Raw genomic sequence first — 20,440 nt, forward strand, 5'->3', positions numbered from 1 at the left:
CGAGGCCGGTGAGGGTCAGGGGACGAGCTCCACCCGCTCGAGCACCACGTCGGTGGGAGTTGGGCCCCATTGCGCGCACGCGCCACCGCGAGCACGTCCGCTGACGGAGACGGCAATCCGCTCGCCCCGCAGCGGGCCAAGGTCCACCGGCAGGAGCGCCGGCGCCTCGACGACATCCCAGCGGCTGCTCGTGGGCGCCTCACGCGCCCCCGAGGGCGCGAGGGTGTGCTCGAAGCGCGCCGCGTCCGAGGCGATCGTCACCACCACCTCCTGCCTCGCGAGCCCGTTGCCCTCGTCGTAGCCGACGTGGAGGAGATCGATCTGGAGCACCGGTGCCTCGGTCTCCGGCACCACCGCCTCGAAGGCGAGGACCCACGGGTTCCAGGCGAACCCGAGGGCGCCGCCCTCTCTGCCGAAGAGCTCGGACGCGACCGAAGGAGCGAGGGGCTCGAGTCCCGCAGCGGCGTAGCCGTCGAAGCTGGTGAGCAGCGGTGCCGGTGCCGTAGTGGGCGCGGCGACGGTCGGCGTAGACCAGCGCAGCGTCCGCGCGTGACCCGCAGCGTCCTCGACCTCGACCTCCACCTCGACGGTGTCGCCCCAGGGCAGAGCCGCCGCGGGCACGACCCGCACGTTGGTGGCGAAGTGACCGGCGTCCTCGACGTGTCCGGCGATCTGCCTGCCGTCCGCTTCGATCCTCGCCTCCGCCGGGAGGCGCACGGGCTCGTCGACCAGGGCGACCAGCCTGCCGAGAGGCGAGAGCCAGGTCGCGTCGTCCAGGTCGATCAGCGCCGGCAAAGCCTCCACCCGCTCGCCGGTGAGCGGGCCCTGCAGATCGCCACCATGGAAGAAGTCGCCTTCGAATTTCTCCCACACGCCGACCGCCTCCACCTCGAGCCGGTCGCCATCGACGCGGAGCGCGAGCCGGTCCAGATCCCACCGGGTCCAGTTGCACGCCGCTGTCGAAGGTTTATCGAGAAGCGAGACCGCTTCGACCACCACGGCGTCGCCTTCCAGCCTGCCCGGCACGACGGCGCCGATGCCGTTTCCGAGCACCAGGGCCACCTCCGTCCCGTCGCCGGCAGGGCGAATCCCCACGAGAAGCTGGCGCTCGTACGGCGGCAGGTCGCCAACGTCGCTCGCGTCGGCCTTCCACTTTCCGGCCCGAAGGGAGGGGGCGGGTATCTCCGGGTCGACGGGACGGCGCTCCGCCTCGTAGGTGCAGGCGACCAGCATGCAGGCGACGACGGCGACTCGGTGGATCACGGCGCAACCCCCACGGCGTTCAGCGAGAAGAAGGCGCCATCTCACCCTCTTGTGAAGGCGACTGCAACAAATGGCGCCCTCAGCGCACGAAGCGGTAGCCGAAGCCGCGCACGGTGACGAAGTGGCGCGGCTCCTCCGGATCCTCCTCGAGCTTCACCCGGAGGTTGCGCACGAAGTTGTCGACGGTGCGGGTGGTGCCCACGTAGCCGTGGCCCCAGGCGCCGTCGAGGATCGAGTCGCGGGAGAGCGCCTTCCCCTCGCGCTCGATGAAGTAGAGGAGCAGCCGGTACTCCTGCGGCGTGAGGTCCACCAGCTCGCCGCCGCGCTCCACCTGCTGCGCCTCGGTGTGGACGGTGACGTCGCCGAAGCGGATGTCGCGCTTCTCGTTCTCGCCGTTGCGGCGCCGCAGCACCGCCTTCACCCTGGCGAGCAGCTCCGCCAGGCCGAAGGGCTTGGCCACGTAGTCGTCGGCGCCGAGATCGAGGCCGAGGACCTTGTCGGTCTCGGCGCCCTTCGCCGAGAGCATCACCACGCCCATCTGCGATTTGGCGCGGAGCTCCTTGAGCACCTCGAAGCCGTTCCGCCCGGGGAGCATCACGTCGAGGATCACCACGTCGGGGGAGCGCTCCAGTGCGAGCTTCAAGCCCTCCTCGCCGTCGCGGGCGGTCATCACCTCGAAGCCCTCGTAGGAGAGGTTGTGCTTGAGGCCGTAGAGGATCGAAGGGTCGTCTTCGACGATGAGGATCCGTGCACCTGCCGCTGCCCCGTTGCTCACGCGCTCGCCTCCACCCGGGGCAGGATCACCGTGAACCTGCTGCCCCTGCCGACTTCTCCGCCGATCTCGATCCGGCCCCCGTGGTCCTCGACGATCCGCTTGGCGATCGCAAGGCCCAGCCCCGTGCCTTCGGTCTTGCGGGTGAGCAGATCGTCCACCCGGTAGAATTGCTCGAAGATCCGCTTCCGCTCGCTCTTCGGGATGCCCGGCCCGTTGTCCGCCACCTCGAAGGCGACCCGCTTGCCGCTGCCGTGGACCCGGAGGTGGATCTCCTTCTCCTCGGCCGTGTACTTCCAGGCGTTGACGAGGAGGTTGAAGAGTACGAGGGCGAGCGCATCGCGGTCGACCTCGACCTGCCCGACCTCCGGGGCGATGGTGAGCTCGACCAGTCCTTCCGGCGCGAGTTGCTGCCGTTCGAAGACGGCGACCGCCTCGCGGGCCACCGAGGCGGCGGCGACGGGGATCTTCCGGTAGACCTTGCGGCCGCTCTCGATCCGCGCCCAGTCGAGGAGCCGATCGACGAGCTCGGCGAGACGCTCGGCCTCCTTGTCCAGGTGCTCGAGGCACTCCTCGCGCTCCGCCTCGCTGCGCACGCGGTGCAGGCGCAGGGTCTCCACGAAGAGGCGGATCGAGGTGAGCGGCGTGCGCAACTCGTGGCTCACGTGCGAGACGAAATCGCTCTTGAGCCGGGAGAGCTTCGCCTCCCGGTAGACCGCGCGGGAGGTGAGCACGATGCCCACCGCGATGAAGCCGTAGAAGAGGGCGAGGAGGACGACGTAGACGACGCGGTTGGTCAGCGCGATCGACGCCGGCGAGTCGTCACCGGGCAGCCGAACCACGAGGCTGTTGCCGGAGAGGGCGCCGGTGAGCGGGCGCTCCACGATGGGGGGGCCGAGCTCCGCCGCCACGGCGGCGGGGGCCTTGTTGGCGATGGAGCGGAGGAGGGCCTGGATCGCGTCCTCGTCGCGGGTCTCGCCGAGCCGGACCAGCTCGAAGCGGGCGTGCTCCTCCGGGAACATCTGCGCCGCCAGGGCCGGGACGCGGCGGGCGAGGGCGAGCTCGGTCGGCGTGGCGGCGCGTTCGGCTGCGGAGATCTCGGCGGCGAGGGCTTCGGCGAGGCGGTCGAGCTTCTGGCCGTAGAGCTCCTCGAGCTTCTTCTCCACCGCGGCGCGCTCGTGCTTGATCGCGAGGATGCCGAAGGTGGAGAGGGCCAGCGACGGCACGCAGACCGTGAAGATGAGCAGGTAGAAGACCTTGCGAAAATCGAAGAGGTCGGCGCGGCGCACGGTACTTCCCGTCCACGAGGAGGGGCCACCCTACCACCGGGGCGTCCCGGTCGCAGCTGGGGCTGCCTGCGGAAGCGAGCCCACGCCCCCCGGCTGCCGCCCGCCCGGGCGGGGCCGCCCTTGCATCGCCCCCGGCCGCGGCCACCGTTGGGCGATGAGCGAGGGCCAGCGCAGGCACCGGCGGCCGCCGGCAGGGTCCGATCCATCCGTCCTGGCGACGGGGGCGCGGACCGGCGAGGCGCCCCTGCGGCTCGTCCAGTACGACGCGCACCGCTTCGAGAGCCGGGCGCTCCTCGAGGTGGCCGCCTGCGCCGACTTCCTCTCGCGGCCTGGCGTCACCTGGATCGACCTCGAGGGACCGGGCCGGGTGGAGCTCGCCGCGCTGCAGCAACTCCTCGGGCTCCATCCCCTGGCGGTCGCCGACGCTGCCCATCCGCCGCAGCGCCCGCACTACTCGCTCTACGGCAACTTCGAGCTCTTCGTCCTCGCTGCTGCGGACGACGGGGCCGGGCACGAGCAGGTGAGCCTCTTTCTCGGCGACGGCTGGATCGTCACGATCCGGGAGCGGGCCGGAGATCCCTTCGAGCCGGTGCGGCAGCGCCTCGAAGGTGCCGTGGGCCCGATCCGGGCGCGCGACGCCGCCTTCCTCGCAGCGGCGCTGATCGCCACGCTGGTGGAGGAGTTCTTCGAGCCGCTGGAGCTCTTCCGCGAATCGATCGAGGAGCTCGAGGACGCGGTGCTCGGCGGCAGCCGCAAGCCGCTCTTCGGCTCGCTCCACCGGCTGCGGCGCCGGCTGCTCGGCCTGCGGCGGGCCATCGGTCCGATGCGGGAAGCGATCCTCCGGGCGCTGCGCGCCGAATCGCACCGGTGGAACGCCGATGCGAAGCTCCATCTGCGCGAGGCCGGCGAGGATGCGGCGCAGCTCCTCGAGATGGTGGAGACGGCACAGGGATCCGCCGCGTCCCTCGGCGACCTCTACCTCTCGGTCGTCGGCTCGCGGACCAACGAGGTGGTGACCCTGCTCACCCTGGTTTCGACGCTCTTCCTGCCGATGACCTTCCTTGCCGGCGTGTGGGGCATGAACTTCCGCTTCATGCCGGAGCTCGAGTGGCGGTACGGCTACCTCTTCGCGTGGGCGGTGCTCCTCGGTTCGGCTGCGGTGCAGGCGATCCTCTTCGCGCGCAAGGGCTGGTTCCGCTCGCTTCGGGCACCTTGGGGAGCCAGCGAGGTCGGCGAGCGGGGGACGCTCGCCGCAAGGCGGAGGAAGCGCGTGCGCCCGCGGCGGGCGGCGGCGCGGGCGCGCTGATCAGGTCGCGATGCCGTCACGGGCGAGCTCGTCCGCGGAGGCGGTGGTGGCCACGCTGCCCCGCGGGTACGCGTACCAGCCGTTCGGATCCGCGCGGTCGGGATCCTTCCGCACCTTGAGCACCGTGAACATGCCGCCCATGTCGATGTACGAGAAGGGGCCCTCGCCGCCGCGCATCGGCAGGCTGTTGGGCGGCATCTGCATCGGCATCTCGCCCATCCCGCCCATGCCCTTCGTCCCCATCGTCATGTAGGCGGGGAGCACGCGGCTCATCCGCCGATCGAGCTGCCTCGTGTCGGCGCCGACCATGTTCGGGAGACCGTGCCCCATCTGCATCATCACGTGGTGGGTCATGTGGCAATGCATCGCCCAGTCGCCTTCCTCTTCCGGCACGAACTCGATCACGCGCGTGCTGCCCACCGGCACGAGCACGGTGGTCTCCGGGTATTGCGCCGAGCGGGGCACGTAGCCGCCGTCGGTGGCGGTGACGTTGAACGCGAGGCCGTGGAGGTGGATCGGATGGTGGTCCATCGGCCCCAGGTTGCCGAAGCGGATGCGGACCCGCTCGCCCTTTCCCACCACCAGCGGCGCGGTGGCCGGGAAGGCCTTGCCGTTGAAGGTGAGGACGTTGAAGTCGCTCATCGCGTTGGGGTCGGGGCGGCGCGCGCCTGCCTCCATCTTCCATTCGTGGGCCATGAGCACGAAGTCGCGGTCGACGCGGGGCCCAGGCTCGACCCGCGGGTGGACGATGAACATGCCCACCATGCCGAGCGCGATCTGCGTCATCTCGTCGTAGTGCGAGTGGTACATGTACGTGCCCGGGTACTTCACCACGAACTCGTATTTGAAGGTCTCGCCCGGCTCGATCGGCCGCTGGTTGAGACCCGCCACCCCATCCATGCCGGCGGGCAGCACGAAGCCGTGCCAGTGGACCGTGGTCGCCTCCGGCAGCTTGTTGGTCACGTAGATCCGGACCCGGTCGCCCTCGTTGGCCTCGATGGTCGGACCCGGCGTGCCGCCGTTGTAGCCCCAGACCTCGGCCTTCATCCCCGGCGCGAACTCGTGCTCGAAGGCTTCGGCCACGAGGTGGCCGACCTTGACGCCGTCGACGATGCGCCACTGCAGCGCCTGGCCGTTGGGGGTGACGAGGCGGGAGTTGCCGCGGCCGATGCCGGCGCGGGCGAGTGGTGCCGCGACCGCGTCGGCGCTGGCGAGGATCGAGGCGCCGGCTGCGGCGAGGCCGGTCATCTTCATGAAGGAACGGCGGTCCATCTTTCGTCTCCGGTGGTTCGTTTCGTTGGGGCTGACGTGCAGGGGCAAGCGGGCTTACAGGCCGCTAGTGGCTGTCGCCGCCGCTGGAGGAAGGTGCTGCCGCTGCCGAGGAGGGGGCGGCGCCGCCCTCGACCCGCGCACCGGACTGCACCGCTTCGAAGGCCGCTGCTGCGGTCCAATAGCCGCGGAGCGCGTCGACGTGGGCGAGCTGCGCCTCGAGCTGATCGCGCCTGTACTGGAGCAGCTGGAAGACGCCCACCTGCATCGCGTTGTACTGGAGCACCGCCTCCTCGAGGACCTTCGCCCTGGTGGGCAGGACCGAGCGCTCGTAGTGGCCGAGCTCCGCGTGGGCGATCCGGAGGCGGTTGCGCGCTGCACGGGCTGCCGAGCGGATCTCGGTGGCGAGGGCCTCGTGCCGCGCCTTGAGCGCTGCGAGGCTCGCGCGTTCGGCGGCGACCGCGCCCTGGCCGCGATCGAAGATCGGCAGGGAGAGCTCGATGCCGCCGCCCATCGCCCACTCGCCCTCTTCGCGCTCGCCGAAGGCGCGGAGCGAGACGTCGGGGATCCAGCCGGCGGCGCTGCCGAGGCTGGCGCGGCTCGAGCTGGCCTCCATGCGCTGCTGCAGCTCGGCGAGCTCGATGCTCGCGGCGATGGCGCCCTTCTCCGCTGCTTCGTCCTCGATGGGGAAGGCGGCCGGTGCCGCGGGCAGGGCGGCGGGGAGGGTGAAGGTGGTGGCCTCGCCGTGGAGGCCGAGGAGGCGGTGCAGCTTCTCCCGGGCGTCGTGGTACTCGAGCTCGAGCTGCGCCGAGCGGATCCGGGCGCCTTCGTAGGCGGCCTCCTGCGTCGCGGTGTCGAGGGCGATGGTGTTGCCGGCGACGAGGAGCGCGCGGGCAGCGTCGCGTCCCGCCACGAAGGCGTCGAGGGCCTGGTTGGAGAGGGCGAGCTTCTGCTGGGCAGCCTGCGCCGCGTACCAGGCGGAGCGGACCTCGAACGCGGTCCGGATCGCCGCCGCCTTCGCCCGGAGCCTGGCGGCGCCCACCTCCGCCGCAGCGGCGCTGCTGCGGAAGGGGGCGAGGAGCGCCCGGGTGATCGGGTACTCGATGGCGACCTCCGCGGCGCCGTGGTGGGGGACGCCCTCGAGCTCGAGGTGCGGGTTGGGCAGGACGCCCGCCTGGCGCTGGAGGCCGCGGGTCATCTCGAGCTCGTGGCGGACCGCCCGGAGCTCGCCGTTGTTGTGCAGGGCGATCTCCACCGCGCGCTCGAGCGTGAGCTCGTTGCCGCTCCCCTGCCGGGCGGAGGCGGGCAGGGCATTTCCGGGCGAGGCAGGGCCGAGGCCGTACCAGCCGGCGGTCGACTCGCCGGGCAGCGGCGGGTCGGTCTCGAGGGAGAGCCCGAGGCGGGGCAGCGGGGCGGTCGGCGCATCCAGGCTGGCGGCGGAGGGTCCGCCTTCCGCGGCGGCGGGGGCAGCGGCGAGGAGCGCTGCGGCGACGAGGGAGCCGCTGCTGCGGCGGATGGCGGTGTGGGCGAAGCGTTTCACGGTCGAGCCTCCAGGGTTCGACCGGCAGACGTGGCGGGATGCGGGCGCTTACACCTCGCGCGTTCGGTGGGTGGGCATGCGCGGCGGGTGTAATGGATCGCGCGGAGCGGCGTCGGCCCGGGCAGAACCCTCGTGGAGGAACGCCATGCAGAAGCTCGTTCGTGTTGCCCTTGCTCTTGCCCTCGCCCTTCCCGCCGTCGGCGCCAGCCTGCCTGCCGAAGCAGCCGAGGCTGCAGCGGAAACGAAGGCCCGTGTGATCGACGTGGTGGTCGACGGCGGCTACCAGCCCTCGCGCATCGAGGTGGGCCACGGCGAGCAGGTCGTGCTCCGCTTCGTCCGCAAGGACTACTCGCCGTGTGCTGCCGAGGTGGTCTTCCCTTCCCTCGGGATCCGGAAGGAGCTGCCGGTGGACCAGCCGGTGGAGATCGAGATCCCCACCGACAAGCTGGGGGAGATCGAGTTCAAGTGCGGGATGCACATGCTCAAGGGCAAAGTCGTCGTCGTCCACCGCCACTGAAATTGGCGGGCCCGAGCGGCTCAGTCGCTGTGCGGGCCCACCTTCACCTTGCCGCGGAAGGTCCAGTAGAACACCGCGGTGTAGTCCGGTGCATGCCGAGGCCTGCGATGGGTCACGCCGAGCATGGTCTCAACGGTAACGCGCATCGAAAACGGATCCGCCGTCGAGCTCGGTGAATCGAAGACCAGCCACGGCACCGTTCTCCACGACCCATGCGCAGAGGCGAACGAAGTCGCGGCACGGTCGACGCGACCGGGCAGCCGGGTCGTGACCTCCTGCAGGATCCAGCCGTTGCCGTCCGGGTCGCGGAACGAGGCGTATGAGCCGTAGCTGAGATGCTCGGGCGCCGGGCCGCGAAACTTGTCGCCGAAGGGGCCCGGCGGTGACGAGTAGTGGAAGACCTCGCTCACCTCGACGCCACGCTCCACCAGCTCGGCGCGCGCCGCCTCGATGTCCGAGACGACGAGGAAAAGACTCTGGGCGGAACCGGGCGCGGCGGTCGTGACGTCCGTGCCCAGATGAACCGACACTTCAGAGCCGGGGGGCGTGAGCTGGATCACCCGGGCGCGGCCCTTGCTGAAGTCGGCATCCAGCCGCCAACCGAGCCCCTCGTAGAAGGCCTTCGCACGATCGAGATCCGAGACAGGGAGGGCGACCACCTCGAGCTTCAGGTCGGTCTTGTCGGCGCTCGTCTGATCGCGATGACGGGATTCGCTGGCGTTCACGTCTCTCTCCCGGGTCGTGCGGACGGCGGGCATCCGACCCATTCACGCGCCCAACAAAGGCATATGAATCCGGAGGGGCGCGGGCAAACGCGGGGTGGCCCATCGGTCTGCCGTCGCCCGCGCGGCTCAGTAGCTGTGCGGGCCCACCTTCACCTTGCCGCGAAAGGTCCAGTAGATCACCACGGTGTAGGCGACGACGAAGGGCATGCCGAGCCCTGCGATGAAGGCCATGATCGTGAGCGTCTTCTGCGAGCTGGCGGCGTTGTAGATGGTGAGGCTGTTCTCGATCTCGCGCCCGGTCACCAGGGCAGGGAAGAGGGCGATGCCGAAGAGGAAGACGAGCGCCGCGATCGTCGCCGACGAGGAGACGAAGGCGTAGACGGGCCGGCGCTGGTAGATCGCGCGGGGCACGTTGGCCACCGCGAGCACGTTGAGGACCACCACGATCCAGGCCCAGGGGTGCTCGTCGAAGTTCTGCAGGGAGCGGGGCACGGCGACCAGCGTGGCGATGGTGACGAGGAAGTAGAGGACGAGGAAGAAGCCGAAGGTCCGCCAGATCTGGTGGTGGATGCGCTCCTGCAGCGCTCCCTCGGTCTTCAGGTAGAGATAGATCGAGCCGTGCATCGAGAAGAGCGCAACGGCGAGCGCCCCGCAGAGCAGCGCGTACCAGTTGAGCAGGTCGAAGAAGGTGCCGACGTAGATGCCGCGGGCGTTCAAGGGGACGCCGTACATGGCGTTGCCCACCGCCACGCCGAAGAGGAGGGTGGCGAGCAGGCTCGCGCCGAAGAAGGCGTGATCCCAGGCGTGGCGCCAGCGGGCGTTCTGCACCTTGCTCCGGAACTCCAGCGAGACGGCCCGGAAGATGAGCGCCAGCAGCAGGAGCATGAACGCCGTGTAGAAGCCGGAGAAGACCGTGGCGTAGGCCTCGGGGAAGGCGGCGAAGAGAGCGCCGCCGAAGGTGACCAGCCAGACTTCGTTGCCGTCCCAGATCGGGCCGATGGAGTTGAGGATGGTGCGGCGCTCGAGATCGGTCTTCGCCACCGGATGGAGGATCCCGACGCCGAGATCGAAGCCGTCGAGGATGGCGTAGCCGGCGAGGAGGACGCCGAGGAGGACGAACCAGAAGATGTTGAGATCCATGGTCAGCCTCCCATCTTCGGCTCGGTGAAGGACTCCTCGTGGCCCGCCCGGTGCGCGGCGGTCTCGAGGTAGTCCTCCAGCGAGGTCTTCTCCTTGTGGTGCGGCAGCTCGGGGCCGTGCTGGATCTTGTGGTTGAGCAGGAAGATCCAGAGGGCGAAGAGCAGGGCGTAGATGATCCCGAAGCCGATGATCGATCCGAGCACCTGGCCGGCGACCACCGACTCCGAGACCGAATCGGCGGTGCGGAGGCCCTGCACGAACTCGCCGTTCTGCCACGAGGGGTAGACGGTCCACGGCTGCCGGCCCACCTCGGCGGCGACCCAGCCGAGCTCGTTGGCGGCGAAGGCGAGGACCACCGCCGGCACGAAGAGCCAGAGGAGCCAGCGCTGCTCGAAGAGCGTTCCCCGCCAGCGGAAGAAGGTGCCGAGGAGCGTGATCGCGATGAAGAACATCCCGCACGCCACCATCAGGTGGTACGCCTGGAAGGTGAGCCAGACCGGCGGCCTGCCGTAGACCTCCTCGAGCTCGGCGAGCCCCTTCACCTCCGTCTCGAAGTCGTTGTGGATGAGGAAGGAGAGGAAGCCGGGCAGGGCGATCCCCCACTCGACCCGCTGCGTCTCATCGTTGGGCCAGCCGAAGAGGTGGAGATCCGCTGGCGCCTCCGCCCGGTAGATCCCCTCCATCGCGGCGAGCTTTGCCGGTTGGTGTTCGGCCACCATGTTGGCGTTCGAGTGGCCCGAGACGAGCTGCGCCAGCGAGAAGATGGTGCCGAAGAGCAGGCCGCCGCTGAAGGAGCGCCGCGCGAAATCCGTGTGCCTTCCCTTGAGCAGGTACCAGGCAGAGATGCTCATCACGAAGAAGGCGCCGAGGATGAAGGCGCCGAACCAGACGTGGACGAGGCGGTCGACGGTCGAGGGGTTGAAGACCATCGCCCAGAAGTCCTGGATCTCCGCACGGTGGAAGATCTCGCCGTTCACCTCGTAGGGCCGCACCGCGAAGCCGGCGGGGGTCTGCTGCCAGGAGTTGGCGACGGTGATCCAGATCGAGGAGAAGATGCCGCCGATCGCCACCATCAGCGCCGCGAAGAAATGCATGCGCGGCGAGACCCGGTCCCAGCCGAAGACCAGCACCGCCAGGAAACCCGACTCGAGGAAGAAGGCGAAGATCCCCTCGGCGGCGAGGGCGGAGCCGAAGACGTCGCCGACGTAGCGGGAGTAGACGGCCCAGTTGGTGCCGAACTGGAATTCCATCACGATGCCGGTGGCGACGCCGAGGGCGAAGTTGAGCGCGAAGACCTTCGTCCAGAAGCGGGCGGCGACGTCGTAGATCACCTGCTTCGTCCGCAGGTGCATGCCGATCAGGTAGACGATCACCACCCCCAGGCCGATGGTGAGCGGCGGGAAGAGGTAGTGGAACATGATCGTCAGCGCGAACTGCAGGCGGGCGAGCAGGACGACGTCCATCGGGCACCTCGGTCGGTGGGACGGTGCTGCGGTCGGGTCACGCTGACCGACCGCGCCGCGTTGCACAACGAGGGATGCATCGGCGGGGTGGTGCGGCGTGTTGCCTGCCGTCGGTTCACGAACAGCGGCGGCGCTGCCTCATGGCGTAGGAACGCCGAAGGCCACCGCCCGGGTGGCCTTCGGCTGCTGCTGCTCGCTTGTGCTTCGGCTTAGAGCTCGGCCTTGCGGTCGGAGTGCTCCTTGCCGTCGAAGCGGAGGATCACGCTCTTGCCCTCGACGCGGGTGAAGAGATTCACCGGCCGCCGCCAGAGGGATTGCACGTTCATCAGGGTGAAGCGCGCGTCGTCGATCTTGAGATCCACGCCGTCGTGCTTGTGCACCAGCATCAGCTCCGAGCGGTTGTCCCAGTTCGCGTCCACCACCTCGATGATCGGCTGGCCGAAGTTGGTGAGCTGGTGGAGGAGCTTCTCCTTGATGCCCTTGAAGTCGCGGCTCAGGATCTCCCACGCCTGGTGCTTGTCGTTGTAGCCGTAGACGAAGAGTTTGTGCTCGAGGCAGAACTCGGGCGTGAGGAACTCGTCGATGAAGGTCACGTCGTTGTAGTGCTTCCTCACCTCGAAGATCTTCTGCCGGCCCAGCCCGAGCTGTTTGTCCCAGCGCTGCCGTTCGGCCATGTCGTCGCAGTCGTCCCACTCCTTGCCGAACTTGCCCTTGTTCCAGCGATCCTCGATGTCGCGGTAGAGCTCCAGGCCGATCTTGTAGGGGTTGATCGAGCCGGGCCGCATCGAGACCGTGCCGGCGTGGTGGTCGGCGTAGTCGATGACCTCGGAGTCCCGCAGCGCGCGGGTGGTCATAATCGTCGTATGGGCAAAAGATGCCCAACCTTCGTTCATTATCTTCGTCTGGCCCTGTGGCGCGAAGTAGTAGGCCTCCTCGCGGATGATCGCGAGGATCTCCTGCTCCCAGGGCTCGAGGGGCGCGTTCTCCAGCAGGAACGCGAGCACGTCGCGCTCCGGCCGCTCCGGGAAGCGGCGCTTCCTGTTGCGCTCCTCGTCCTGCTTCTGCTGCAGCGCCGCCAGGTATTCGGGCGGGTTGATGAACTTGCTCATGTATTCGCGGTCGCTCTTCAGGCCGCGAATGCGCTCGTCCTCCACCTCGCCAGCGGGGACGTGGGACGGGCCGCGCTTGATGTAGGGCGCGTGGTAGTCGATCAGGTTCTCGAGGGAGAGGCAGCGATCGATGAAGTCCTCGATCGGCTCGATGCCGATCCGGTCGATCCAGCGGCGCACGCGGGTGGCGTGGTTCGCCATCTCGTCCATCATCTTCCGGTTGGTGTGGGCGAACGAGAAGTTGTTCTTGAAGAAGTCGCCGTGCCCGTAGACGTGGGCCATCACCAGCTTCTGATCCACCTCGGGGTTCGACTCGAGCAGATAGGCGTAGGTGGGATCGTTGTTGATGACCATCTCGTAGATCTTCGAGAGGCCGTACTCGTATCCCTTCGAGAGCTGCTCGTACTGCATCCCGTGCCGCCAGTGGGGATAGCGGTTGGGATAGCCGCCGTACGCCGCGACCATGTTCACTTCGTCGTAGGTGAGCAGCTCGAAGATCACCTCGTAGAAATCGAGGCCCATCTCCTTGGCGTAACCCTTGATCTCCTGCTCGAGGTCGGCGAGGCGCGGCGGGAGGGAACGGTTGCTGAAGGAAGGCATCGCTCGTCACTTCCCCTTCCCGAGAAAGTCCTTGATCGAGGTGTAGATCGCGTCCTTGTCGGCGATCTCCGAGAGCGCCACGCGCTCGTCCTCCTGGAAGTTCTCGCGCAGATCCTTGATGAACTGGCCGGAGCCGTAGGGCGATTCCACCTGCCCGTAGGCGAAGAGATTGACCTTGGGAAGCATGCGCTCCCGGACCACGTCGACGCAGAGGCGGGTGTCGTCGGCGCTCCAGTTGTCGCCGTCCGAGAAATGGAAGACGTAGGTATTCCACGCGTGGGGCGGGTACTCGTGGTCGATGATGTCCGCTGCGAGCCGGTAGGCCGAGCTGATCATCGTGCCGCCGGACTCCCGGGTGTGGAAGAAGGTCTCCCGGTCGACCTCGCGGGCCACGGCGTCGTGGATGATGTAGCGGGTGGCGACCCCCTTGTACTGCTTGCGCAGCCACGTATCGATCCAGAAGGACTCGATCCGCACGATCTCCTTCTGCTCGTCGCCCATCGAGCCGGAGACGTCCATGATGTAGACGATCACGGCGTTCGATTCGGGGACCGGCGTCACCTTCCAGGAGCGGTACCTGCGATCCTCGCGGTAGGGGATGATCACCGGCCGGTCGGGGTTGTAGGTGCCCGACGCGATCTGCCGCCGCAGCGCCTGCTTGTAGGTGCGCTTGAAGTGGCGGAGCGACTCGGGACCGGTGGTGTTCACGCCCGTGTATTTGATCCGCTCGGTGACGATGCGTTCGCTGCCCTTGGGCTCGATGCGCGGGAGCTCGAGCTCCTCGCCGAGGATCTCGGCGAGCTCGTCGAAGGAGACGTCGACCTCGAGGATGTGCTGGCCCTCTCCCTGGCCGGCCTTGCCCTCGCCGTCGCCGGGCTGCTCCTCACCGGGCGCGAGGATCTGGCCGACCTCGCCCTCTCCCTGGCCCACGCCGCCCTGCTGCTTGGGCCCGTAGCGGAAATGGGGAATGTCGATGGTGGGCAGGGGGATGGTGATGAACTCCTTCCCCTTCTTGCCGACCATCTCACCCTTCTGGATGAAGCGGCGGAGGTTCTGTTTGATCTTCCCGCGGACGATGTCTTTGAAGCGGGCATGATCCTGTTTGATCTTGATCGTCATCGCGAGTGAGCCGGCGTCTGGGGTGGGCGGAACGGACGCCGCAGCCGGCGGTGGCCGCGGCGTCCCGGTGCATCGGTGGCCTGCTCGAGCTCGCTAGTCCTTGGCGTCGCCGCGGGCGAAGATCGAGGCGACGAAGTTGAGGACGTCGGTCGAGCAGATCTCGCAGTAGCCGTAGTTCTTGATCAGGCGCTCCTTCACCACGTCGATCTTCTCCTGGGTGTCGCGGTCGACGACGGAGGAGACGAGGTTCTTGAGCTTGATCGTGTCCTTCTGGTCCTCGAAGAGCTTGAGCTCGAGGGCCTTGTGGAGACGTTCGTTGGTCCGGTAGTCGAAGGTCTTGCCCTCGATCGCCAGCGCGCCGATGTAGTTCATGATCTCGCGCCGGAAATCGTCCTTGCGGCTCTCGGGGATGTCGATCTTGTCCTCGATCGCGCGCATCAGCCGCTCGTCGGGCTCCTCGTACTGCGCGGTGTACTTGTTCTTGACCTTCTCCTTCTGGGTGTAGGCCTTGATGTTGTCGATGTAGTTCGAGCAGAGCTTCTTGATCGAATCCTCGTCCGCCGAGATCGCGCGCTGGACCTCGTTCTTGACGATGTCTTCGTACTCCTGCTTCACCGTGCCGAGGATCTCGCGGTAGCGCTTGCGGACCTCCTCGCTCGAGATCAGCGAGTGGGTCTTGAGGCCGGCCTCGAGCTCGTTGAGGACCATGAAGGGATTGAGGCATCCCTCTCCCTTGTCGCTCACCAGGGCGTTCGAGATCTTGTCCTGCACGTAGCGGGGCGAGATGCCGTCCATGCCCTCGCGGAGCGCCTCCTTGCGGAGCTCCTTGATGTTGTCCTCGGTGTAGTTGGGCAGGCTCTTGCCGTTGTAGAGCTTGAGCTTCTGCAGGAGCGTCAGGTTGTGCTTCTTCGGCTCCTCGAGGCGCGTGAGCACCGCCCACATCGCCGCCATCTCGAGGGAGTGGGGCGCGATGTGCTTCCCGCGGATCTTCTTGAGGTTGTAGTCCTTCTCGTAGATCTTCACCTCTTCCGCCAACTTGGTGATGTACGGGATGTCGATCTTCACCGTGCGGTCGCGGAGCGCTTCCATGAACTCGTTGTTCTGGAGCTTGCGGTACTCCGGCTCGTTGGTGTGGCCGAGAATCACTTCGTCGATGTCGGTCTGCGGGAACTTCTTCGGCTTGATCTTGTGCTCCTGGGAGGCGCCCAGGAGGTCGTAGAGGAAGGCCACGTCGAGCTTCAGGACCTCGACGAACTCGATCACGCCGCGGTTGGCGATGTTGAACTCGCCGTCGAAGTTGAAGGCGCGCGGATCGGAGTCGGAGCCGTATTCGGCGATCTTCCGGTAGTTGATGTCACCGGTGAGCTCGGTCGAGTCCTGGTTCTTCTCGTCCTTCGGCTGGAAGGTGCCGATGCCGACGCGGTCCTTCTCCGAGAGGATCAGGCGGCGCACCTTCACGTGCTGCACCACCTTCGACCAGTCGCCCTTGTACTCCGTCATCAGCTCCTTGAAGACGTGACGGCACGCAGGGCAGAGCTCGCCGCCGGCGGTGATCTGGAAGCCGGCGCCCGGCGTCGAGAGCTGGGCGAAGACCTGCTCGCGCCACTCCTGCGGGATGAGGTGCAGCGGCTCCTCGTGCATCGGGCAGGGCATCACCTCGCGCTCGACGCTGCCGTCGCTCTTCCGCTTGTCGAGCATCCAGCTGAACGTGTAGAGCGCGCCCTCCGGCGTCCGCGAATAGGCCTCGATGCCCTTCTTGAGCAGGCGCGCGATGGTCGACTTGGAGGAGCCGACCGGTCCGTGCAGCAGGATCACGCGCTTCTCGGTGCCGTATTGCTCGGCTGCCGACTTGAAGACGTTGACCAGCTTCATCAGCGGCACGTCGAGGCCGAAGATTGCGTCCCTGCCGCCGAACTTCTCGTCGTGGAAGAAGTGGTAGCGGATCAGCTTCTTCTTGTTGTCGATGTACTCGGTCTTCCCGTGCGACAGGATCATGTCGTACAGGCGCTGGAACGCGGTCCGTGTGACCTTCGGATTCTGCTGGACGATGCGGAGATAATCTTCGAAAGAGCCCTCCCAGTGCTGCTCCTGGTAGCTCTTCTGATCCTGCATCGACGCGATGCGAGCGACGAGGCTCTCCATCTCGTAGGCTTCCTTCATGAGCTCGGGCTCCTTCGATGGCGGATAGGGGACGAGGCACCGAATGTAGGGACGGGTTCCCGGCGGGGAAACCCAGGCCCCATCAGGGCCGTCTCCCTCTGCGTACGACTGGTCGGGACGGTTGAACCCGGGGCGGGCGTGGGCCCGCGGGTCGAGGTCTCGACCGCTCGGCCCCGGCCGCGGGATCGGACCGCGGCGACTACCCGGGGAGCTGCTGCTCTACTTCCGGATTGTGGTGCACCGCTCCGCTTCGCGGCAAGGTGGGCCCCCGCATGTGCAGGGAACGAAACACCCACGAACGGTTGCGCACCGGGCACGGGATCGCCGTGCCTGCAGGGAGCACGCGGCGACGCCGTTCCGCGGTGGAACCGCCGGCTTCGTCTGCTCCATCTTCGGCAACCAGGAAGTCGGCGTTTTCTTCCCGGCCTGCCGGAGATCCAATCAGAAGTGGGTGAGCGAGCCGTCCGCCTTGGCGCGCCGCACCGCTGCGGCGAAGGCGAGGAAGGCGAGGGGCACGAGCACCGCCGCCGCGATCGCGAGGAGGCGGAGCTGCGGCGCCACCGCGGAGGGCCCGGCGCCCTGGAGGAGCGAGAGGCGCAGCCCCTCGAGCGCGTGGGTGAGCGGGAGGATCTGGGCCACGGCCTGCAGCGGCGGCGGCAGCACCGCCACCGGGAAGAAGACGCCGCCGAGGAGCACGGAGGTGAGATCGAGGAAGGCCGCCACCGGATCGCCGCGCTTGAAGCGCAGGGTGAACGCGGCGGAGAGCAGCCCCAGCGGGACGTAGCTCGCCAGCGCGAGGAGAAGCACGAGCGCTGCAGCGCCGAGGTTCGCGTCGCCGAGCGGCAGGCCGAAGATCGACCAGGCGCCGAGGAGCAGCACCGCCATCCGGAGCGCGGCGCCGAGGAGCGGGGTCTGCACCGACAGGAGCACCGCACGCGCCGGGCCCACCGGCGTGGCGAGGATCGCCTCGAGGGTGCCGGTCATCTGCGCCTCGCGCACCCGCCGCGCCAGCTGCAGCAGCGCCGCGTGGAGAGGCGCCGCTGCGGCGAAGCCGATCAGGGTGAAGGCGAAATAGCTCCCGCCATAGGCGGCGATGAGGCGGGTGGGGCCCACCGTCTCGCCCACGTAGTAGAGCGTGACGAGGAGGGCGAAGGCGGAGACCGCGCCGAGGAGGACGTTGGCGCGGTAGGAGGTCTCCACCTGCAGATCGCGGCGGAGAAAGGCAAAGGCCTGGCGCAGGAGCTTCACGCGGCCTCCTCGTCGGCCGCGAAGAAGGCTGCGTGGAGCGCGGGCTCCACCTCGCTCCAGCTGCCGCCGGCGCGAACCCTGCCGTCGAGGAGCACCACCACCCGGGAGGCGAGGGCGCGGGCCTCGTGCAGATCGTGGGTGGTGAGGAGCACGCCCAGGCCGTCGCGCTCGACCAGCTCCTCGCGCACGAAGCGGCGGAGGCGATCGGCGGCGCCGGGATCGAGGGTGCGGGTGACCTCGTCGAGGAGGAGCGCGGCGGGGCGGTGGAGCAGCCCGCGGGCGATGGCGACCCGGGCCTTCTGCCCGGCGGAGAGGGTGCGGAAGGGGCGGTCGAGGAGGAGGCGGAGGCCGAGGCGATCGCCGAGCTCGTCGATCCGGTCGGCCAGCGGCCTGCGCGCGATGCCATGGAGGGCGCCGAAGAAGGCGAGGTTCTGCCGCGCCGAGAGGCGCCACTCGAAGGAGCGCTCGTCGGCGACCACGTAGCCGACCCGGGCCTGTGCCGCCTCGGTGGCCTGCGCGGTGTCGACGCCGCAGACGCGGGCGTGGCCGTGGGTCGGGCGGAGCATGCCGGCTAGCAGCTTCACGCAGGTGGTCTTGCCCGAGCCGTTGGGGCCGAGGAGCGCGACCACCTCCCCCGGCGCGACCTCGAACGAGACCCGGTCGAGGGCCAGGACGCTCGGCGTGCGCAACGGGGACCGCAGCCACGCAGCGAAGGAGCGCGGCGCCGGGTAGTCCTTGCTGGCGTCGGAGAGCTGCAGGGCGGGATGCATCGCCTCCATCGTACACCGCCCGCCCGCCGCTCCTTCCCACGAACGGAAGCGCCGGCGGTTGCAGTGGCCGCGGCGTGGGGCTACGACGGCACGAACTTGCTGCCGCGGATCGGATCATGCGCCTGCTCGCCTGCCTGCTTCTCGCCACCTCCTGCGCCACGACCACCGCAGGGCCCGCGCTCGATCTGCCGCCGGGAACGGAGGAGACGGAAGGGGCCCTGCCAGCGGTGGTGCCACTGGGCGACGGCTTCTTCGCCGCCTCCTTCCCGACGATGGGCACGGAGATCTCGATCGTGCTCGGCGCACCGGACGCCACCGTCGCCGCGCGGGCGGTCCAGGAGGCGCAAGACGAGCTCCGGCGCCTCGACGCGCTCCTCTCCGAGTGGCGGGCCGACTCGCCGATCTCGGCGGTGAACCGCGCCGCCGGCGGCCCGCCGGTGGAGGTGCCGCAGGAGCTCTTCGATCTCGTGGCGCTTGCGCTCGAGGCGGCAGAGCGCTCGGGCGGCGCCTTCGATCCCACCTGGGCCTCGATGCGCGGCTTGTGGCGCTTCGGCGACGCGATGGACGGCACCGTGCCGCCCGACGGAGCGATCGAGAAGACGCGGCGCAAGGTCGACTGGAGGCAGGTGCGACTCGACCCCGAGGCGCGCACCATCGCGCTGGGCGAGCGGCAGGCGCTGGGCCTGGGCGGAATCGCCAAGGGATACGCGGTCGACAGCCTCGCCGCGATCTTCCGCCAGCGTGCGCTGCCCGACTTCGTGATCCGCCTCGGCGGCGATCTCTATGCGGCCGGAAGCCGCAACGGCAGGCCCTGGCGCGCCGGGATCCAGGACCCGCGCGACGGCGACGCCACCTTCGCCGTGGTGGAGATCCGCGACCAGGCCTTCTCCACCAGCGGCGACTACGAGCGCTTCTTCGTGCGGGACGGCGTGCGCTACCACCACATCATCGACCCCGCCACCGGCCGCCCGGCGACCAGGAGCCGCAGCGTCACCGCCCTCTGCCCCGACGCCCTCACCGCCGAGGTGGTGACCAAGCCGGTCTTCATCCTCGGGCCGGAGAAGGGCCTGCCCTACACGAAGGCGCAGGGCTGCGAGGTGGTGGTGGTGGACGCGGCGAACGTCGTCCACATCAGCGAAGGGCTGCAGGGCCGGATCGAGTGGCGGCAGCCCACGCCCTAGCCGATGGTTCTCGATGGGGAGCCGCATTCCTCCTCGTAGCTCGATCGCGGCCAAGCCGCTCGGTCTGGACGGCTACAGCCCCGAGAGCACGCCGCTCTCCCGCCATTCGCCAGAATTCGCGTAACGTCGAAGCACGCGGAAGGCGTGGGGCTCCATCCCGTTGTGTCCGAGGAGGACGATGTCCTCGGTTCCGCTCGGGTAGGTCCAACTGTTGGCTCGTGCGAGTTCGCGGATTCGCTCGACGTACGCAGAGATTCCGCTTTCGCTCGCGTGGTAGCCGAACATGACGCGCAGTGGCGCGTAGCCGAACATCAGCTTCCAGAAGTCCGCGAGGAAGGCGCGAAGGTTCCAAGCGTTCTCATGCTCGATCAGCACGGCGGGCTGCTCGTACTCCGTCCAGTCACGGAACAGGGTGAAATCGAAGCCGTATTCCCGTCGCAGTTGGCGGGTAGCGCCCTCGTTCTTCCACGTGCGCGGCGCATCCTCGAGGTAGTGCGAGCAGATGCCCAGACCTGCATTCCGCGCCACCAATGTGAGGCGGTCGGTCATGAACTGGGTCCAGCCGCTCGCTCCCGGCACGGTGTCGTGGCCACTCCAGTCCGTCGGGAGCGCTTCCTTCAAGAGCGTCAAGAAGCGATCTCCGTCGAGCAGCCCACCATGCGCGACAGCCGCTGCGTTCTCGTCCGACTCAAAGTCTCCAACCTCGCTCTCGAAGTCGTTGCTTGCCTTCGCAGCCGCCGCAATCTCCTTCATCGAGACGGGCTTGAAAATTGCATTTCCGAGGCGCGCGGGATCGTCTGCGAAGAACTTCGCATAGCCACTGGTGAGCATCTGGTAGCTACTCGCCGGAAGCTGCCGCGACGAGACTGAACCAAGGACCTGGTTGACAGTCTCGAGCGGCAGTCGCCCGAACGTGCAGGCGTAGAGGATGGCGCGTTCAGCAGGAGTATAGCGGGGAGCCAAGGGAGA

General features: G+C 68.4%; 17 protein-coding genes. 3 read left to right on the plus strand and 14 right to left on the minus strand.

What is annotated here, in order from left to right:
• Positions 1-15: 15 nt before the first annotated feature.
• The 3 genes from ACESMR_RS01880 to ACESMR_RS01890 all read right to left on the minus strand — a co-directional run bounded on the left by ACESMR_RS01880 (position 16) and on the right by ACESMR_RS01890 (position 3,324).
• Positions 16-1,263, minus strand: a complete 1,248-nt coding sequence (locus tag ACESMR_RS01880; RefSeq protein ID WP_373044580.1) for a hypothetical protein — start codon at positions 1,261-1,263, stop codon at positions 16-18.
• A 79-nt stretch (positions 1,264-1,342) separates the two neighbouring features.
• Positions 1,343-2,038 (minus strand): response regulator transcription factor, encoded by a 696-nt coding sequence (locus tag ACESMR_RS01885; RefSeq protein ID WP_373044581.1) that lies wholly within the window; start codon positions 2,036-2,038, stop codon positions 1,343-1,345.
• Complete coding sequence (locus ACESMR_RS01890; protein WP_373044582.1) at positions 2,035-3,324, minus strand: sensor histidine kinase; 1,290 nt, start codon at positions 3,322-3,324, stop codon at positions 2,035-2,037. Before ACESMR_RS01890 ends, ACESMR_RS01885 begins: the two co-directional genes overlap by 4 nt.
• 154 nt (positions 3,325-3,478) lie before the next feature.
• On the opposite strand from ACESMR_RS01890, the gene corA reads away from it, so the two are divergent.
• The gene (corA, locus tag ACESMR_RS01895) at positions 3,479-4,630 is read left to right on the plus strand and encodes a magnesium/cobalt transporter CorA (protein ID WP_373044584.1); all 1,152 of its coding nucleotides are present in this window, start codon (positions 3,479-3,481) and stop codon (positions 4,628-4,630) included.
• Here the strand turns inward: corA and ACESMR_RS01900 are convergent, their stop codons facing one another.
• Positions 4,631-5,902, minus strand: coding sequence for a multicopper oxidase family protein (locus ACESMR_RS01900; RefSeq protein ID WP_373044585.1), 1,272 nt, complete (start codon positions 5,900-5,902; stop codon positions 4,631-4,633).
• A 64-nt stretch (positions 5,903-5,966) separates the two neighbouring features.
• A complete protein-coding gene (locus ACESMR_RS01905; RefSeq protein WP_373044587.1) occupies positions 5,967-7,439 on the minus strand; it encodes a TolC family protein in 1,473 nt (490 codons plus the stop codon).
• A 145-nt stretch (positions 7,440-7,584) separates the two neighbouring features.
• Between ACESMR_RS01905 and ACESMR_RS01910 the strand changes: the two genes are divergently transcribed.
• On the plus strand, positions 7,585-7,956 hold the full coding sequence (locus tag ACESMR_RS01910; RefSeq protein ID WP_373044588.1) for a cupredoxin domain-containing protein: 372 nt from the start codon (positions 7,585-7,587) through the stop codon (positions 7,954-7,956).
• Positions 7,957-7,976: 20 nt separating this feature from the next.
• On the opposite strand, the gene ACESMR_RS01915 is transcribed toward ACESMR_RS01910, so the two are convergent.
• From ACESMR_RS01915 to ACESMR_RS01950, 8 genes are all read right to left on the minus strand, one after another.
• On the minus strand, positions 7,977-8,681 hold the full coding sequence (locus tag ACESMR_RS01915) for a VOC family protein (RefSeq protein WP_373044590.1): 705 nt from the start codon (positions 8,679-8,681) through the stop codon (positions 7,977-7,979).
• Between the two features lie 126 nt (positions 8,682-8,807).
• Positions 8,808-9,821: a cytochrome d ubiquinol oxidase subunit II gene (gene cydB / locus ACESMR_RS01920; protein WP_373044591.1), complete on the minus strand. Its 1,014-nt coding sequence runs from the start codon at positions 9,819-9,821 to the stop codon at positions 8,808-8,810.
• 2 nt (positions 9,822-9,823) lie between these two features.
• Positions 9,824-11,284: a cytochrome ubiquinol oxidase subunit I gene (locus ACESMR_RS01925; RefSeq protein ID WP_373044593.1), complete on the minus strand. Its 1,461-nt coding sequence runs from the start codon at positions 11,282-11,284 to the stop codon at positions 9,824-9,826.
• Positions 11,285-11,493: 209 nt separating this feature from the next.
• On the minus strand, positions 11,494-12,993 hold the full coding sequence (locus ACESMR_RS01930; protein ID WP_373044594.1) for a SpoVR family protein: 1,500 nt from the start codon (positions 12,991-12,993) through the stop codon (positions 11,494-11,496).
• Between the two features lie 6 nt (positions 12,994-12,999).
• Positions 13,000-14,112, minus strand: a complete 1,113-nt coding sequence (locus ACESMR_RS01935; protein WP_373044596.1) for a DUF444 family protein — start codon at positions 14,110-14,112, stop codon at positions 13,000-13,002.
• Positions 14,113-14,205: 93 nt separating this feature from the next.
• Positions 14,206-16,272, minus strand: coding sequence for a PrkA family serine protein kinase (locus ACESMR_RS01940; protein ID WP_373044598.1), 2,067 nt, complete (start codon positions 16,270-16,272; stop codon positions 14,206-14,208).
• A gap of 441 nt (positions 16,273-16,713) precedes the next feature.
• Positions 16,714-17,520 carry an ABC transporter permease gene (locus tag ACESMR_RS01945; protein WP_373044600.1) on the minus strand — a complete coding sequence of 269 codons (807 nt, stop codon included), beginning with the start codon at positions 17,518-17,520 and terminating at the stop codon, positions 16,714-16,716.
• Complete coding sequence (locus ACESMR_RS01950; RefSeq protein ID WP_373044602.1) at positions 17,517-18,290, minus strand: ABC transporter ATP-binding protein; 774 nt, start codon at positions 18,288-18,290, stop codon at positions 17,517-17,519. Before ACESMR_RS01950 ends, ACESMR_RS01945 begins: the two co-directional genes overlap by 4 nt.
• A 116-nt stretch (positions 18,291-18,406) precedes the next feature.
• Between ACESMR_RS01950 and ACESMR_RS01955 the strand changes: the two genes are divergently transcribed.
• Positions 18,407-19,471, plus strand: coding sequence for an FAD:protein FMN transferase (locus ACESMR_RS01955; RefSeq protein ID WP_373044604.1), 1,065 nt, complete (start codon positions 18,407-18,409; stop codon positions 19,469-19,471).
• 72 nt (positions 19,472-19,543) lie between these two features.
• Here the strand turns inward: ACESMR_RS01955 and ACESMR_RS01960 are convergent, their stop codons facing one another.
• The gene (locus ACESMR_RS01960) at positions 19,544-20,434 is read right to left on the minus strand and encodes a hypothetical protein (RefSeq protein WP_373044605.1); all 891 of its coding nucleotides are present in this window, start codon (positions 20,432-20,434) and stop codon (positions 19,544-19,546) included.
• Between the last annotated feature and the right edge of the window lie 6 nt (positions 20,435-20,440).

This window comes from Vulgatibacter sp. (genome assembly GCF_041687135.1).
Classification (GTDB): Bacteria; Myxococcota; Myxococcia; order Myxococcales; family Vulgatibacteraceae; genus JAWLCN01.